The 16,460-nt window shown below is 54.6% G+C and carries 12 protein-coding genes; 8 read left to right on the forward strand and 4 right to left on the reverse strand.

Annotated features, from left to right (window positions below):
• The first annotated feature begins 30 nt into the window (after positions 1 to 30).
• Complete coding sequence (locus RHH27_RS04630) at positions 31 to 1,215, forward strand: hypothetical protein (protein WP_206201267.1); 1,185 nt, start codon at positions 31 to 33, stop codon at positions 1,213 to 1,215.
• 13 nt (positions 1,216 to 1,228) lie between these two features.
• On the opposite strand, the gene RHH27_RS04635 is transcribed toward RHH27_RS04630, so the two are convergent.
• Positions 1,229 to 1,966 (reverse strand): 7-carboxy-7-deazaguanine synthase QueE, encoded by a 738-nt coding sequence (locus RHH27_RS04635; protein WP_315862918.1) that lies wholly within the window; start codon positions 1,964 to 1,966, stop codon positions 1,229 to 1,231.
• Between the two features lie 156 nt (positions 1,967 to 2,122).
• On the opposite strand from RHH27_RS04635, the gene RHH27_RS04640 reads away from it, so the two are divergent.
• The 3 genes from RHH27_RS04640 to coaE all read left to right on the forward strand — a co-directional run bounded on the left by RHH27_RS04640 (position 2,123) and on the right by coaE (position 4,313).
• Positions 2,123 to 3,046 carry a DUF928 domain-containing protein gene (locus RHH27_RS04640; protein WP_302678985.1) on the forward strand — a complete coding sequence of 308 codons (924 nt, stop codon included), beginning with the start codon at positions 2,123 to 2,125 and terminating at the stop codon, positions 3,044 to 3,046.
• Positions 3,047 to 3,145: 99 nt separating this feature from the next.
• A complete protein-coding gene (locus tag RHH27_RS04645) occupies positions 3,146 to 3,709 on the forward strand; it encodes an FxLYD domain-containing protein (protein WP_206201270.1) in 564 nt (187 codons plus the stop codon).
• Positions 3,702 to 4,313, forward strand: a complete 612-nt coding sequence (gene coaE, locus RHH27_RS04650; RefSeq protein WP_206201271.1) for a dephospho-CoA kinase — start codon at positions 3,702 to 3,704, stop codon at positions 4,311 to 4,313. The genes RHH27_RS04645 and coaE overlap by 8 nt, the downstream gene beginning before the upstream one ends.
• Here the strand turns inward: coaE and RHH27_RS04655 are convergent.
• Positions 4,284 to 6,476 (reverse strand): ATP-binding protein, encoded by a 2,193-nt coding sequence (locus tag RHH27_RS04655; protein WP_302678986.1) that lies wholly within the window; start codon positions 6,474 to 6,476, stop codon positions 4,284 to 4,286. The genes coaE and RHH27_RS04655 overlap by 30 nt on opposite strands.
• Positions 6,477 to 6,634: 158 nt before the next feature.
• On the opposite strand from RHH27_RS04655, the gene cobN reads away from it, so the two are divergent.
• Positions 6,635 to 10,312 (forward strand): cobaltochelatase subunit CobN, encoded by a 3,678-nt coding sequence (gene cobN / locus RHH27_RS04660; RefSeq protein WP_302678987.1) that lies wholly within the window; start codon positions 6,635 to 6,637, stop codon positions 10,310 to 10,312.
• Between the two features lie 10 nt (positions 10,313 to 10,322).
• Here cobN and RHH27_RS04665 read toward each other — a convergent pair whose 3' ends face one another.
• Both RHH27_RS04665 and RHH27_RS04670 read right to left on the reverse strand, forming a co-directional pair.
• On the reverse strand, positions 10,323 to 10,865 hold the full coding sequence (locus RHH27_RS04665; RefSeq protein ID WP_302679150.1) for a biotin transporter BioY: 543 nt from the start codon (positions 10,863 to 10,865) through the stop codon (positions 10,323 to 10,325).
• A 74-nt stretch (positions 10,866 to 10,939) separates the two neighbouring features.
• Complete coding sequence (locus RHH27_RS04670; RefSeq protein ID WP_206201274.1) at positions 10,940 to 11,314, reverse strand: FHA domain-containing protein; 375 nt, start codon at positions 11,312 to 11,314, stop codon at positions 10,940 to 10,942.
• 297 nt (positions 11,315 to 11,611) lie between these two features.
• Between RHH27_RS04670 and RHH27_RS04675 the strand changes: the two genes are divergently transcribed.
• The 3 genes from RHH27_RS04675 to RHH27_RS04685 all read left to right on the forward strand — a co-directional run bounded on the left by RHH27_RS04675 (position 11,612) and on the right by RHH27_RS04685 (position 16,448).
• Entirely contained in the window at positions 11,612 to 12,946 is a 1,335-nt protein-coding gene (locus RHH27_RS04675; protein WP_302678988.1) for an HlyD family secretion protein, read from the forward strand.
• A 163-nt stretch (positions 12,947 to 13,109) separates the two neighbouring features.
• Positions 13,110 to 14,945, forward strand: coding sequence for an NAD(P)H-quinone oxidoreductase subunit F (locus RHH27_RS04680; protein ID WP_302678989.1), 1,836 nt, complete (start codon positions 13,110 to 13,112; stop codon positions 14,943 to 14,945).
• A 27-nt stretch (positions 14,946 to 14,972) separates the two neighbouring features.
• Positions 14,973 to 16,448, forward strand: coding sequence for an NADH-quinone oxidoreductase subunit M (locus tag RHH27_RS04685; protein ID WP_206201277.1), 1,476 nt, complete (start codon positions 14,973 to 14,975; stop codon positions 16,446 to 16,448).
• Positions 16,449 to 16,460: the final 12 nt, after the last annotated feature.

A 16,460-nucleotide genomic window follows, 5' to 3' on the forward strand; every position in this document is an offset into this window, starting at 1 on the left:
GTGCAGGCTAAACATGTTCAAGGTCTGCTTATGCGTTTCTATTGGCTGAGTGCGGCAAGTTGTCTGAGTCTGATGTTTTTGGCAGTGGGCTGTCAAGCGGCAACGGTTCCCTCAGCACCAGTAGAAGCATCTGCAACGGTTACAACGTCCCCTGTGGCTGTATCTCCCCTGTACACCGTGCTGGATGAGTTTGGCCAGCCCCAGTTTCAAGTGGATGGGCGGAACCTGTTTCGCGATCGCCCCCTGCCCGCCCACCGCATTAGCACCGCCCCGATGAAGCTGCTGCAAGTGTTGCGTAGCACTCGCCAGTATTTTCAAGACTTTAGGGAAACAGACCCCATTACCCAGCGGGAGGGCATTCTGGCGATTCAGGGGGTGACGCTGCCCCAAGTCCTCGACACCCTAGACTTTATGATTGCGACGCTCACGGAGGATATTAGTCGCAAGCGCCCAATTCGTTTGCAAGACCCCGCATTTATTAATCGGCACTTTCGCGTCATTCAATGGCTGCCCCACAACCCCCGCAATCCGCATCAAACTAAGGAATTGCGCCTCACCAACTATGCGGTATTTACCCATCGCGGATCACGCACCCGCACAGAGACGTACAATACGGCGCTTTATGCTCTGCCGCCCCGTGTTCCCGATCAACCCGAGGACTTATTTTATAAGCAACTGACAAAGCAACAGGTACTGGAAGGGATTTTTGAACCGGGTGGCTCCCTCTATGGACGGGTGAAGCCTTTGGCCTACTTGACGAGGAGAGGGCTTGAGGATGCCCTGATGCAGGGGACGATTCTGGTGCAATTTACCGATGGCACTGAAGCCTTTTTCAATGTGGATCGCAATAATGATATTCCCTTCGTCAAGGGGGTTGATCCCTACGAGCAGCGACGCTACTGGTATTTTCGTGAAGTCCCTTTCCTTAAGGGCTATGGCAGCACCATTGAAAACAAAATCAATACCCAACCTGAGGTGACCTTTGCGGGGGATGTCTGGAATATCGGTCTTGGGCGAGTCATTGTGGTTGAAGATACCCAAGGCGGTCAGCCTAAACTGCGCCTCGGCGTGATTGCCGATACGGGGGGAGCCTTTATGCCCAATCTCTATCAGTTGGACTTTCTAGCGGGAATTTTTCCAGACCGTGCTACCTACCAAGCGGCTGCCCGTCGCATCCCCAATTATGTCCGTGCGTACATTTTGATTAAAAAGTAATTAAAAAATACCCCTAGCGCTGGCCGAGATATTTATGGGTTTGGGGGACGACGCGCACTTGGGTCAGCTGTGCCTTCAATTGCGCTTGCCACCTGAGGAGTTGTTCCGGGGTGGGTGGGGGGGTACAGCGACCGGTACCTACGGGCGTTACAGGTTGGAGAAAGACCGGGATATGGGGATTGACGCTGGCCACAAGGGTAGCGAGGCGGTCTAAATCAGCAGGATCCGTTGTTTGGGAAATAATCACTTTGCAAAAGACCTCGACAGGGGCGCGATCGCACAGGCGCAAAAAGGCTTCATGGGCTGACCAATGGCACTCACCACTGACGCTGGGGAGCTTAATGTCCATGCCGACACTATCGAGATAGGGAAGAATTTGCTCCAGTGCTTCTGGATGGTGTCCGCCAGTTTCAAGGTAGAGGGGCAGGGAGCTATGGGCTTTGAGGAGGGGCAAAAATAGTGCCAGTGTTGCAGCATGGAGCAGCGGTTCGCCGCCGGTGAGACTAATACTGTCGTGGATGGGGGGAGTATTGAGCTGCTGTACGGCTTCGAGAATATGGGCGGCAGTGACGGGATTGGGTACGGTTTGAAAGTAGCGATCGCCCGCTTGTGCTTCAATTAGGGCATGGGCGGGAACAAACCATGTGTGGGCACTGTCACAATAGGTGCAGCGGAGATCACAACCCGCCAAGCGAATAAAAATTTGCCGACACCCCACATTAGCGCCTTCCCCTTGAATCGCTGAGAACATCTCCACCAAGGGAAGCGTGATCGGCGCAAGGGAGGAATGATTGCTCGTTTGCTGCTCTTTTACGGAAATCACAGGGGATGTGCAAGCCTGATCACAATCGGGTTTTCTTCCCGATAGTACCTTAAAGATAGTTAGCATGTTCAGTAGGTAAGTGCTATGTCTACCCACCGTTTTGGCCTTTCGTGGCTGCTTGTCGGTACCTTGGCAATGGGGATGGGTGCCCTGCCAGTTATTTTGCCATCGTTACCTGCTGTTGGCCAAACTTCCCCTAGCGAAGCCAGTGAGTTCGATCGCTACATGCAGCGGGGGTATCAACTCACCGCCAAACGCGACTATCCATCCGCCTTGGTGAATTTCCGCCGTGCCCTCAGTCTGCGCCCCGGTAACCGCTATGCCCTCACAGCGATTAGTAATGTCGAGGCCTATATTGCTCGCGATCGCTACGCTGCCCAATCGAGTAATCGTCTCACCTTTGTACCCTCAAATCGCGGCATGCCAGGGCAACGGATCGCAGGCGCCACCCGCTTTGGGGGATGTACCCAAGGCTCTCTGACAAAAATTGTCGCTCTTGTGCCCGATAACAACTTGGGGATGACCGCTGCGGCCAATCCCAGTCTCTTTTTCTTTGTTCCCCAAAGCACGGCCAAATCGGCGGAACTGATGCTGCTCTCAGAAGCTGGCGATCTGCTCCTCACCCAACAAGTGCCCCTGAATGGTAAAGCCGGCATTTTACCTGTGACAGTGGATGCCAGTAAGGCGAAGCTACAACCGGGGCAAAAATACCAGTGGATCTTCTCCCTCACCTGTAAGTCCAATGAACCCGATGCCAATCCCTTTGTGACGGGCTGGATTGAGCGGGCTGAGCTGGACAGCAACCTTGCCCAGGTAATTACCACCATGCCTCCGGCTGATCGCCTGCCCCTTTTGGCCACCAGTCAACTCTGGAACGATACCTTGGCAACCCTTGTGGAGTTGCAGCAAAGCAATCCCAATGACGCTGCCATCAAACAGCAGTGGCAAGATGTGCTCAAGAGTGCCGGTATTGATCCCCAAATTGTTAATATGCCGCTGTTGCGATAGCTGCCCCTGTGCCGATATTGAGGGCGGTTGGCTGACCCCAAACCCCACATCAAGTTGCAGTAGGATGGAGAGTAGGCTGCATTGACAGGAGCGTGCGCCATGCTAAAGATAACTCGATCGCCATTTCCCCTTTGGCTAACCAGTATTGTGCTTCTTGGAGCGATCGCCCCCCTCCCTGCCTTGGCACAGCGGGCTGCGGGCGACATTGTGATTATTGGCAACTCTCCCTATGAGTGGGGACGCAATCAACGCTACTGGAATCATTTGCTCAACCTTTCTGGCGCAACGGCAGCCGCTTCTACGCCAACACCATCAGAGACGCCCCAAGAAGTCGATCCCAAAGTGCTGGAACAACAGCTCCTACGCAATATCCGTGTGGGGCAGCCGCAGCTTCAACCTGTACTGAAGTTACCAGGCTCTTCAGTGGTGACCGGTACCGTGACGAACAATAACCGCCAACCGGTAACGATTCAATCCGTTAACTATGAGGTCGTGGGGCCTAATGGCCAAATTCTACAAACGGGTGCAGCGACGCCAGAACCGGCAACTGTCGGTCCCGGTCAGACAGTGACCTATCAACAAATGCTCCCCACTGTGCCAGCGGATATTGGGGCACGGGTGCGCTTAATGCAGCCAGCGGTGCGGCTCCAAGGGGGTGTCTAGACCGCTTCGCCTCGGTATCACGGGGGGAATTGCCTGCGGTAAATCGGTGGTGGCTGCCTATTTGCAGCAGCAGTATGGTGTGCCTATTGTCGATGCCGACCAGTTAGCGCGGCAGGCGGTTGCCGTCGGAACGCCCATTTATCAAGCGATTCTCGATCGCTATGGTGTTGAGATTTGCCGTGATGATGGCAGCCTCGATCGCTCCCGTTTAGGGGAAATTGTCTTTGCCCAACCCCAAGAGCGCCACTGGCTAGAAGCGCAAATTCACCCTTGGGTTATTGCCCAGATGCAGCAAGCCATTCAAGCATGTGATCAGCCCCTGCTGACCCTCGTGATTCCCCTATTGTTCGAAGCCCACCTCGAAGGGTTAGTGGATCAGATTTGGGTCGTTGCCACCACACCTGCACAGCAGTTAGCTCGCCTTCAGCAGCGGGATGGTCTCTCTGAAAGTGCCGCCGCCCTGCGCCTAGCCAGTCAACTTCCCCTAGAAGAGAAAATTCGACGAGCAGACACCGTTCTTTGGAATACAAGTGGTCTTCAAGAACTCTACCGTCAAGTGGATCAAGCCTTTTCCCTACTGGGCAGGGATCGCAAGGGAAGTTAGCCCCATCGTTACCTGTTGCAGAAAACTTTCTGGATGAATGGGCAGAGAAATGTGGCGATCAGCCCCCCGATAAGGGCGCTCTGATCCCAAAATAAAAATCTTCAGTTGCTCAGGGGTACAGCGTTGTCGCAATTGATCTACAAGCTCCTGCAAATCCCCAGAGCTAAAGGGTTCTGCCAAAAGAACGGCAATGGGCGTCAGGGCTAGCAACCGTTCCACTTCACCATCGACGAGCCAAATCACTTGGTAACCCGCTGTGGTTAAAATCGAGCAGATGAGGGTGGCTGTGGCTTCCTCTTCACTGACAAGCACAATTCGCCCCTCCGGTTCGACCAGTACATCCGTTGTGGCGAGGGGCGGCACATCCAATTTGACTTTGGTCGGCTCCAAGAGAGTGTCCGTAGAGGTTGCAGGTAAGCCAACGGTGAAGGTGCTGCCTTTGCCTTCAGTGGACTCAACTTCAATCCAGCCATTGTGCAGATCCACCCATTGCTTGGTGAGGGCTAAGCCGAGACCAGCGCCGGTATAGGCACGGCCAAAGGAGCTATCCAACTGCTGAAACTTCTGAAAGAGCAAGGGTTGCAGGTGCGCAGGGATGCCGATGCCATTGTCCTGCACTTGGAAAATCAGTTCATCCTCTTTCCACCATGCCCGCAGAATCACTTCCCCCATCGCAGGCGTGAACTTAATGGCATTACTGAGCAGGTTAATGAGAATTTGCTGGATGCGGCGGTAGTCTCCCCAAAAGCGATCGCGACTTGGCGGGATCATCAGTTGATGCTGCAAGTGAATTTGATGGCGCTGGGCTTGGGATTTGACCACTTCGAGGCAGTCGGTACAGAGTTGCCGAATCGAAAAGGCACTGTAATGCAGCCGCGATCGCCCCAATTCCGCTTGGGAGAGATCAAGAATGCTGTTAATTAACTCCAGCAGGTGCGTGCCACTCTCATGGATAATTTCCAAATACTCCCGCTGTTTTTCCGTTAGCGGACCGAGGGGCCAGCGCAAGAGGGTGGCCGAAACCCCAATCACACAGGTGAGGGGCGTGCGCAACTCATGACTCATGGTGGCCAAAAAGTCATTCTTAATCCGATGAGCGGCTTCCATGGCACTCAGGGCTTCCCGCAGGGCTTGGGTGCGTTCATTCACGCGCTGTTCAAGGGTAGCCTTTTGCTGTTGCAGCTCGCTGTAGAGTTGCGCTTGGTAAATGGCAATACTCAGGTGTTGACTCAAATGGGTCAAAAACTCAACTTCCTGGGGTTGCCATTGGCGGGGGCGATCGCACTGGTGGGCAATGAGCACTCCCCAAAGTTTTTCTTGAACAATGATTGGCACAATTAGCCAAGCCTTGATCTGCCAGCGGGCGGCAAAGGCCTGTAGGCAGGGAACCTCTTGATAAAATTCGTCAATGTCACTGACTGTGATGGTTTGGCCACGACTGAGACGCTGATAGCTACTGCTGGGTAGGGCAGACCACTGCCAGCAGTCATCCCAGAGCCCAAGAACCGACGGAATTCCGCCATGGCGGCAAGATTCGTAGGCAATTTGCCCCTGCAATTGACCAGTAGAATTGTAAAACTGTCCCACCAGTAGCCGATCGGCACCTAAAAATTCGCGAATCCGATCCACTGCCATCTTCAACAGTTCTGGTAGCTCCAGACTTTGGCGAATTTGGGTGGTGACCTGATGCAGCAGGCGCTCTTTGGCCTGTCGTTCGCTCAAGGCAGCAGTGACAAGGGGGGCACAATTTTGACACTGCTGAGCCATGTCTTCGCTGAGCACATTCATCAGCGAAAGGGCCAAGTCGGCGGGCAACGTTTGGTCTTTGGCGGTCAAGGGAATCAACTGCTGCAAAACTGAGCGGATCAGGGAACGCTGGCCTAGGGGTGTCTGGCTGCGAATTTTGCGCAGAAAGCGAGCGATCGCCACCGGCTCAGTGAGGATTTTTACCCGATAGGCACTCATCTGCGGTACGGTTTCTGCCTGCAACAGCAGCGCAAAGGTCTCTGCCACGACGACGAGAAAAGGGGCATCGGCAGACGCTATCACCTCTTCACGGGTAAGGACAGTTGCGCCGCGATGGCTAGCTTCTGCGAGCAGGACTGTGGCGATTCGCTCGTAGAAAAATGCTGGTAAAATTCGATCAAAGACGGGCTGGCGCATAGTTTTTGAAGTTCAATCCTTGATCGGTTCATCACAGAAAGTGGCATTGCCATGCGGGTTGCGATCGCTAGAGGCTTTTCCCATTAATTTCTGTTGTAGCGGCTCAAGGGGGACAGGGGGGAAAACCCACCAGTTTCTTTAATGATTGTTGTCAACGCATGCATCGAATTCTTACATTAAATGATCTGACTGTTGCCACAGATAACAGCGATGTTGCATTTCTACAGCAAAGCAGTGCTCCCGTTATTATTTTAACGGCAGCGGATACGGATATTGCCCTGCTGGCTCAAGCCTACAAGCAGCTACCCGAGAACTTTCCCCCTCTACGCTTGGCGAATTTACTGCATTTACAAGCAGCAGCAGCCATTGATGACTATGGCGATCGCGTCCTAGCCAAGGCCGACGTGGTCGTGATTCGCCTCTTGGGGGGACGGGGCTATTGGAGCTATGGCCTAGAGGTGGCGCAGCAAATGGTCAGCGATCGCGGTGGGCAGTTGATCTTATTGCCGGGGGACGATCGCCCCGACTTAGAACTCATGAGCCTCTCCAGTTGGCCGCTGGCCCAAGTTGATCGCCTCTGGCAATACTTCCGCGAGGGCGGACAGGAAAATATTCAGCGTGCCCTAGAGTTCATTGGCCACTACGGTTGCGGTTGGGGCCAGCCCCCCCCACCCCCCCAAAGGATTCCCCGCTGGGGCAGCTATCCGATTGCGGGGCAGATAGCCAGCGACTGGCCGCAGGTGGGGATTCTCTTTTACCGTGCCCATTACTTAGCGGGCAATACGGCGGTGATGGATGCCCTCGCTCAGGCCTTGCTGCAGCGGCAATTGGCACCTGTCCCCCTGTTTGTCTCCTCGCTGCAAGATCTAGACATTCAACGGGAACTGCTGGCGGCATGGCGGGGCAAGGTGGAATTGATTCTCAATACGACGGGGTTCGCGATCGCCAAGCCCAAGGAGGTCAACTTTTGGCAGCAATTGGATGTCCCCGTGCTACAGGTCATTCTCAGCAGCAACACCCACGAGACTTGGCAACACCATCCCCAAGGACTGACGCCCCGCGACCTTGCCATGCACGTCGTCCTGCCGGAGGTGGATGGCCGCATCATTACCCGTGCGGTGTCCTTTAAGGCGGTGTCGCAAATTCAAACAGATGTGGAAACCACCGTGACCACCTATGCCCCGGCGGGCGATCGCCTGCACTGGGTCAGTGATCTGGCAGCCAACTGGCTGAAACTGCGCTACAAAGCCCCCCATGAGCGCCGCATTGCCCTGATTTTAGCCAACTATCCCTGCCGCGATGGTCGTCTTGCCAATGGCGTCGGTCTCGACACCCCCAACAGTACGGTAGCACTCCTGAAGGCATTGCAGCAGGCTGGCTATGATCTGGGTACTGACCCGTTGCCCAAGGATGGCGATGCCCTGATCCACCACCTCAGCCGCTACCGCACCAACGACCCCGAAGGCAATCACTGGCGGCAGCCCCGCTACACCCTTCCCCTTGAGGCCTACCAGCACTATTTTCAGAACCTACCAAGGGCAGTACAGGCGGCCATTAACGAACGCTGGCCGTCGCCCACCACAGACCTCCCCATTGCTGGTGACTGTTGGGGCAACATTTTTGTCGGTGTCCAACCCAGTCGGGGCTACGATCGCGACCCCAGTTTGAATTACCATGCCCCCGATTTGGAACCCACCCCAGCGTATCTCGCCTTTTACTTTTGGCTGCGCCATGTTTTTGGGGTGGATGCGATTGTCCATGTCGGCAAGCACGGCAATCTAGAATGGCTCCCTGGCAAAGGCATTGCCCTCAGTGACACCTGTTTTCCCGAAATTGCCCTTGGCCCTGTCCCCCACTTTTACCCCTTCATTGTCAACGATCCCGGTGAAGGTGCCCAAGCCAAACGCCGTGCTCAAGCAGTGATTTTGGATCATCTGACCCCCCCCCTCACCCGTGCTGAGCTGTACGGTGGTCTAGAGACCCTCAGCCACTACATTGAGGAATACTACGCCGCTGAGCAGTTCGATCGCCCCCGTTTGAGTGTGCTGCGGCAGCAGATTGAAGCCCTCGTCAAAGAACTCGATCTCGATCAAGAAATTGGTGCCCCCAATCCTGAGGAAACCTGGACGGCGTGGCTAGCGCGCACCGATGGCTACCTCTGTGATCTGCGGGATGCCCAGATTCGCGATGGCCTGCATATTCTTGGCCAATGCCCCCAGGGACGGCAGTTGCGAGATCTGATGGTGGCGATCGCCCGCAGTCCCAGTGGCCAGCACATGGGTCTCACTCGTGCCTTAGCAAAGGATCAAGGGGTTGATTTAGATCCTCTGACCGCTAACCCAACCGATCCAAGTCCTGTACCTGGATACCGTTCCGTTGGTGAGTGGCAGCATGCCCTCGAGGAAACCGCGGCAAAACTGGTGGAGGACTTACTGAAGGGCACCCCTGATCTCCCCTGTGGCCGTGCAACTCAGCAGGTACTGGATTGGATTCGTACGGTGCTCTACCCTGCCCTGCAACAGACCCGCCAAGAAATTGACCACTTTCTCCATGGCCTCAATGGCGGCTATGTTCCCAGTGGCGCTGCCGGTGCCCCCAGTCGTGGTCGTCCGGATGTCCTACCCACCGGACGGAATTTCTATGCAGTGGATTTGCGAGCGGTACCGACGGAAGCTGCTTGGGCGTTGGCGGAGCGATCGGCGGCAGCCCTCATCGAACGCTATTGTCAAGAGCAGGGAGAATTTCCCCGTACCCTAGGTCTTTCGGTATGGGGCACCGCAACCATGCGCACCGGGGGCGACGATATTGCCCAAGCCCTTGCCCTGTTGGGGGTTCGTCCTGTCTGGGAGGGCGCCTCGCGGCGGGTGGTGGATTTGGAGGTGATTCCCCTGTCGCTGTTGGGACGACCGCGTGTGGATGTCATGCTGCGGATTTCTGGCTTTTTCCGCGATGCCTTTCCCAACCTGATTGCTCTTTTTGATGAAGCGGTGCAGCGGGTGAGCCAGTTGGATGAACCCGCGGATCAAAATCCCTTGGCAGCCCAAGTGGCCAAAGAAACGGCCTATTGGCAACAGCAGGGTCTCTCCCTGAATCAAGCTCAGGAACGGGCACGCTTTCGCATCTTTGGTTCCAAGCCCGGTGCCTATGGGGCGGGACTCCAAGGACTGATCGAAGCCCAAAACTGGCAGGGGGATGACGATCTTGCCCGCGCCTATATTCACTGGAGTAGCTATGCCTACACCGGCGAAGCCCACAGCCACAATGCAGCGGAAGCCCTAGAGCAGCGGCTGAGTCAATTGCAAGTGGTGCTGCAAAACCAAGACAACCGCGAGCATGATCTATTGGACTCCGATGATTATTACCAGTTTCAGGGGGGCTTGACCGTTGCCGTGCGATCGCGATCGGGGCAGCAGCCCACGGTTTACTTTGGCGATCACTCACGGCCAGAGCAGCCAAAAATTCGCACCCTCCAAGAGGAACTGCTGCGAGTCTATCGCTCCCGCGTCATTAATCCCAAATGGCTAGCCGGCATCAAGCGCCATGGCTACAAAGGTGCCTTTGAAATGGCCGCCACAGTGGATTATCTCTTTGGCTATGCCGCTACGGCTCGCTGTGTGCCCGATTATGTGTTTACAGGCATTACTCAGACCTATTTGCTTGATAGCGAAATGCAAGCCTTTGTGGCGCAGCATAATCCTTGGGCACTGCGGGACATGGCGGAGCGACTCCTCGAAGCTGCCCAGCGTCAACTGTGGCAAGCACCGGATCCGCAGATCCTAGACCGCCTGCGAGCGATCGCCCTAGAGGCCGAAGGTTTAATTGAAGGCAAATTTTAATGGTTTAGCTTTAATACAGCAAAATCAAGCGCAATACCCGCGCTACCGCTGCCACCAAGCAGACAATCACCAACTGCCCTGGCAAGGCAAAAAGCGAATACTGCTCTAGTAGCTCCACCAAGGGTTGACTCAACTGCCCTGCAAGAGCCAGACCACTGAGGTAGAGGGCACCGCAGACATGAATGAGCAACAGTCCCCCTAGGCCACTCAAAGCAAGCCATTCTAAACTCACTCGCTTTTGGGGGCGAAAAGCCAGCCAACCACAGACCCAAGCCCCCGGCACAAAACCCAAGAGGTAACCGAATGTCGGTTCACGCCAGTAGTCCAGACCTCCCCCTTGGGAAAACACCTGAAACCCGCTGAGACCCAGAATCAGATAAGCCACCTGAGAGAGGGCGGCGGCTTGCCGTCCCCCCATGCAGCCCACTAGAAGAACCGCCGCAACTTGATAGGAGACGGGTAACCCATACACGGGAACGGCGGCCCATGAACTGGGCAAAACAAATTGCCCTTCCTCATTGAGGAGGTTGGGGAGGGCGATCGCCGCCTCCATGAAGGTTCCAGCCACTGTCAGCAGGAGGCCTAAAATGGCCCACAAAAATTCATCGAGGGGTGACAGGTTGGTTCTCAAGAGCACTGCAACACATTAGGCGGGACAGACGGGGTCGGACTTGTATAGTGAAACGCGAGATCCGTATCCCCCATCATAATAAGGTCTCCATGGTATAAGACTCGCTCCTCCGACAGGGGTGTACCGTTAATTAATGTGCCATTGCGACTATTGTTGTCACGGATCAGGTACACCAGGGCATTGCCCCGAGGGCGTAGTTCAATGGTTGCCTGATGTCGGGAAATATAGGGGTCGTGAATAATAATGTCACAGTCGCTGGCGCGGCCAATTTTCCAGAACGCCTTTCCTGCGAGGTGATACTTGCCGACCACCGTACCTTGGGAGCGCACAATTAGCCATGCTTGTTTGTCAACGTCTGGAAGGTGGGTCATAGGGGTCTGCCACGGATACTTTTATCATACGTACTCTATCCATACTTTTGGGGCGGGCTAAGGCTCTGAAAACCTGTGGTAATCCAAGATTGGATGTCTGTCAGCTTCAGTAGTTGTACGGATAACAAAAGGTTAGTGAGTATGTTTAGATGAAGCTAGTAAAAAAATATTCAAGACTCTTTAAGGTTCAATTGTGAGGGAAACATGAGGCGTTTTTAGCACAAAGCTTTTACCTGTCAATTATGCAAAATAGCTGGGCGATTTTATTCACTTTAATTGACTTGTTGTGAGTTTTCTATGAAAAAGCCAGCTTCAGATTCTGCATCTAGTTTAAGCCAAGTCTCCCCTTTGACGGAGATTAAAAATCAGGTTGTACCGACTCAGCAACTGAAGCTACGGCGATCGCTCCTTGCCAATTTGTTAGTGTTCGCAGCCGGGTGTGGCATCCTTGCCTTTGCAGGCTTGTTTCTCTACCGCCATTTAACAACCGTGCGCAGTCGTGATGCGGTCATTAATGGCGTCATTGTCAATGTGCGGGCTCCGGAGGAAGGAACCCTCCAGCAACTGAGGGCAAAGGTGGGGCAATTTATCAAGCCAGCGGAGGAGACGCCCCTAGCCGTGCTAGAAAATGCCTACCTTAGCCAAGGCAACCTCAAGGAAGTTGAAAAATGGCTGGAACGGCGGCAGGGTGAACTAGAAGCCGCTCAGGCAAAACTGGCTCAGTTGCAAGGACTCCTCGCCTCTGTCCAAGGGGATGAACGCCATCAACAGCTGCTTGAGGTAAAACAAACCAATCGCCAAGTGGCGGCTGCCCAAGCGGAACTAGGGGCTGCTAAAGCGAATCTGGCCGATGCCAAGGCACGCTATCGATTGGCAAAAATTAACTACGGCCGCTTTAGTCGATTGGCACAGCAGGGAGCGGTACCCCAAGCCCAAGCGGATGCTGCCCTAGCGGAATTGCAGCAAAGCCAAGCGCAAGTGGCTGCGCGCCAACGCGAAGTGGAGGCTGCCGCTGATAGGGTAGAGGCGCTCAAGGCCGATGCCCGTGCCGCTGAATTGGGACTGACCCTGCGCAATACCCGCAGCAACTATGACCCCCGCCTGCGGCTTCAGGAGCTAAAAATTCAGATTAGCGAACAGCAGGCGATCGTCCAAGGGCTGAAACGGGAAATTGCGGCTCAACAGCGACAGGTTGCCCAAGCCTGGCAGGAGGTTGCTCAGCGCAAGGTGGTGAAGGTAACGGCTCCCATTGCCGGCTATGTCTGGCGGGTGGATGCCCGTCCGGGGATGTTTCTCGGCAAAGGGGATCAAATTTTGCAGTTATTGGATTGTCAACGGCGCTGGATTGATGTGTTTGTAGAGGAACAGTCCCTGCGGCTAATCCACCCCGGTACCAAGGCCAAAATTGAACTCTATGGCAGCAAAGGCAAGGTGGTTTGGGGCACAGTCACCAACATTCGCTCTGGCTTGGGTCGCCTCAACCCCGGCGACGATCAGGTGATCCCGATTCCCGAAAACTATCCGCGTCAAAGCCAAGTGCGCGTTGAATTAGACGCTGATCAAGACTGGGGTGAAGGCAATTTCTGTTATGTGGGCTACACCGCACGGGTGACCTTTCAAATTTCCCCCTAAGCGTTTATAGCTATCCTAAACAATGCTCAATCCTTCATAGTTGCCTTTTATCTGGGCGATAAGAGATATTGATGCAACTTTGCACTTAGCCCTGGAAGGTCTGGTGCCATTCATAGATAAGATTAAATCTAATTAGTCTTGTCCATAGGCATAAGCGGGGTTTATGTTGCAACCATTTGCGGACACAGTATGGCTCATTCCCTTTTACTCGCTGGCGGGAATGGTGCTGTCCTTGATTTGGTCACCGGGGATCACCCGGAAAACGGGACCTCGTCCAGCGGGCTATTTGAATCTCTTGCTCACGTTGTTCTCCTTTGTTCATGCACTGTTGGCCACGGTGGCGATCGCCAACCAACCGCCGCAGTCTTTGCACTGGACGTGGCTGGATGTGGCGGGTCTGCACTTTGACATTCCGGTGGAAATTTCCATCTTGACCACCACCGCCCTGATGCTGATTACGGGTTTGAACCTCATGGCTCAGATCTTTGCCATCGGCTACATGGAGATGGATTGGGGCTGGGCGCGCTTTTTTGCCCTATTGGCTCTGTTTGAGGGGGGGATGGGGGCGCTGGTGCTGCTGGATTCTCTGTTTTTTAACTATGTCATGCTCGAAATTCTGACCCTAGCGACCTATTTGCTCATTGGCTTCTGGTTTAACCAACCGCTGGTGGTGACCGGTGCCCGCGATGCCTTCCTCACCAAGCGGGTGGGAGACTTGGTGCTGCTGATGGGGGTGTTGGCGATTTATCCCCTTGCTGGCTCTTGGAACTACGACGATTTAGCGGCTTGGGCAGCTACGGCTCAGGTGGATCCCACCCTCATTACCCTAATTTGTTTGGCGCTGATTGCTGGGCCAATGGGGAAATGTGCCCAATTTCCATTGCATCTGTGGTTGGATGAGGCCATGGAAGGCCCTGTGCCTGCCTCTATTCTGCGGAATGCCATTGTTGTGGGCACGGGGGCATGGGTGCTGGTGAAGCTGACGCCGGTGCTGAGCCTTTCCTCTGTCGCTCTAACAGGTTTGCTGGTCATTGGTAGCGTCACTGCCTTGGGAGGAACCCTGATTGCCATTGCCCAAGTGGACATTAAACGCGCCCTCTCCTATTTGGTGAGTGCCTACATGGGCTGGGTGTTTATTGCCGTTGGTCTCAAGGAGCCGGGCTTAGCCTTTGTCTTTATCCTCACCTACGGCGTGGCCATGGCACTGCTGATGATGAGCATTGGCAGCATTATTTGGAATAGCATTACCCAAGATCTGCGCCTATTGGGCGGGCTGTGGTCGCGGCGCCCCATTTCCGGTATTTCGTTTCTCGTTGGTTCTGCAGGGTTGCTGGCGGTTCCCCCCTTGGCCAGCTTTTTCCCACAGGCAGAATTGCTGGATACGGCCTTTGCCCAACTGCCTTGGGTGGGGGTGGTGCTTCTATTGATGAATGCGTTTGCTGCCTTTAGTCTTGGTCGCACGTTCTGCCTGATTTGGGGCGGTGAGGTCAAACCAATGACGGCGCGATCGCCCGAGGTCTTTTGGCCGATGATTTTGCCGATGACCGTTGATCTGGGTCTGGTGCTGCACTTGCCCATTCTCATGGGGCGCTTTGATTGGGTGATTTGGACAGATCCTTCCTTAACCACAGCAGCTGCCCTGACGGTAACCGCTATCTTGGGCTGGGGTGCAGCCGCATGGGTCTATCTCGGCCAAGCCATTCCCAAGCCGGTGCAGTTTCCCCTACCGTCGGTACAGGATCTGCTGGCCTACGATTTCTATACGCCGAAGCTCTACAAAGCCACCGTGGTGGGAGCAGTGGATATGATTTCCCGCATGACTGCTTGGTTTGATCGCACGTTTGTGGATGGCACTGGCAATGCCTTTGGCGGGGCAACCCTGTTGGGGGGCGATCGCCTGAAGTACAGTACAACGGGTCAATCCCAAGCCTATATCCTCACCATTTTGATGGGGGTCGCCCTTCTGGTGATTGCCATTTGTTGGCCACTGCTGGCTTAGTGCTCCATTCCTTGAGGTTCTTGCCCTATGCTGACGCTGTTAATTGTTTTGCCTGTCATCGGTGCGCTGCTGATGCCGCTGCTGCCAGAACGAGCCTTGCGTTCGGTTGCTTTGGTGAGCGCTGGTGTCACCTTTGCCCTGTCCCTCTGGATGCTGACGCAGTTTGATGTCCAGCAGACCGCACTACAATTTACGGAATTTGTGCCGTGGCTGTCGCCCTTGGGATTGAACTATTCCCTTGGTGTGGATGGGTTGTCCCTCCCGCTGATTGTCTTGGGAACGTTCTTAACCCTTGTGGTTGTGTTCACGGGTGAAAAAAGTGGCCATCGGCTCTTCTATGCCCTTGTTCTTTTGGCCAATGCGGGAATTACCGGGGCGTTCGCAGCACAAAATCTGCTGCTGTTCATTCTCTTTTACGAAGTTGAGTTGGTGCCCTTTTACCTGTTGATTTTGATCTGGGGCGGGCAGCGTCGCGAGCAGGCAGCGATCAAGTTTCTGATCTATACGGCAGTCTCAGGAATTCTCGTGCTAGCTGCCTTTTTGGGGATGGGCTGGCTCACCCACGCTCCTAGCTTTGACTATCAAGATATTCAGGTTGCTGGCTTGGCACCGACGACCCAAGGGATTCTGCTGCTGCTGTTGATCCTAGGTTTTGGCATCAAAATGCCCTTGGTGCCCCTTCACAGTTGGTTGCCCGATGCCTATGTGGAAGCCTCAATGCCAACCGCCATTCTCCTTGGGGGGATCCTAGCTAAGCTGGGTGCCTATGGCCTAGTGCGGTTTGCCTTAGGCTGTTTTCCAGAGGCTTGGGGGCAGTTTTCTGGCCTGCTGGCCCTTGTGGCGGCTCTTGGCATTAGCTATGGAGCACTGGCTGCGATCGCCCAAAAGGACATTAAACGCATGGTGGCCTATAGCTCCATTGGTCACATGAGCTACGTATTGTTGGCGGCAGCAGCCCATACCCACCTCAGCATCGTCGGCGCCATTGCCCAAATGATTAGCCATGGCCTGATTTTGGCATTGCTGTTCTATTTGGTTGGCGTCATTGAAACGAAAGTTGGCACCCGCGAACTCAATGTGCTCAATGGCTTGCTCAATCCTCTGCGGGGGTTACCGACCACCAGTGCTCTCCTCATTTTGGGGGGGATGGCCAGTGCCGGTATTCCAGGATTAGTGGGGTTTGTGGCGGAATTTTTAATCTTCCAAGGCAGCTATGGTACCTTCCCGATGCCAACTCTAATTGCGGTGGTGGGCACCGGCCTCACGGCTGTTTATTTTGTAATTTTGATTAACCGCACCTGCTTTGGTCGTCTTGACAATGCCACTGCCTACTACCCACGGGTGGTTTGGTCAGAGAAGTTCCCCGCTATGGTACTGACACTGCTGATTCTGGTTCTGGGCATCCAACCAACATGGCTGGTGCGTTGGAGTGAAACCACCAGTGCGCAGCTGGTTGCCGCCATCCCCACTGCCACCGAAACCGTTGCCAGTTTACCCCTATAGCTCAGAGAGGAA

The sequence above is a fragment of the Thermosynechococcus sp. PP555 genome (assembly GCF_031583225.1).
Lineage (GTDB): Bacteria > Cyanobacteriota > Cyanobacteriia > Thermosynechococcales > Thermosynechococcaceae > Thermosynechococcus.

Excerpts from the sequence above, each read along its gene's own strand:
- RHH27_RS04670 (WP_206201274.1), bottom strand. The coding sequence starts at position 11,314 with ATGACCCACCTTCCAGACGTTGACAAACAAGCATGGCTAATTGTGCGC.
- RHH27_RS04630 (WP_206201267.1), top strand. The coding sequence starts at position 31 with ATGCGTTTCTATTGGCTGAGTGCGGCAAGTTGTCTGAGTCTGATGTTT.
- cobN (WP_302678987.1), top strand. The coding sequence starts at position 6,635 with ATGCATCGAATTCTTACATTAAATGATCTGACTGTTGCCACAGATAAC.
- RHH27_RS04680 (WP_302678989.1), top strand. The coding sequence starts at position 13,110 with ATGTTGCAACCATTTGCGGACACAGTATGGCTCATTCCCTTTTACTCG.
- RHH27_RS04685 (WP_206201277.1), top strand. The coding sequence starts at position 14,973 with ATGCTGACGCTGTTAATTGTTTTGCCTGTCATCGGTGCGCTGCTGATG.
- RHH27_RS04655 (WP_302678986.1), bottom strand. The coding sequence starts at position 6,476 with ATGCGCCAGCCCGTCTTTGATCGAATTTTACCAGCATTTTTCTACGAG.
- RHH27_RS04640 (WP_302678985.1), top strand. The coding sequence starts at position 2,123 with ATGTCTACCCACCGTTTTGGCCTTTCGTGGCTGCTTGTCGGTACCTTG.
- RHH27_RS04645 (WP_206201270.1), top strand. The coding sequence starts at position 3,146 with ATGCTAAAGATAACTCGATCGCCATTTCCCCTTTGGCTAACCAGTATT.
- RHH27_RS04675 (WP_302678988.1), top strand. The coding sequence starts at position 11,612 with ATGAAAAAGCCAGCTTCAGATTCTGCATCTAGTTTAAGCCAAGTCTCC.
- RHH27_RS04665 (WP_302679150.1), bottom strand. The coding sequence starts at position 10,865 with ATGGAGGCGGCGATCGCCCTCCCCAACCTCCTCAATGAGGAAGGGCAA.
- RHH27_RS04635 (WP_315862918.1), bottom strand. The coding sequence starts at position 1,966 with ATGTTCTCAGCGATTCAAGGGGAAGGCGCTAATGTGGGGTGTCGGCAA.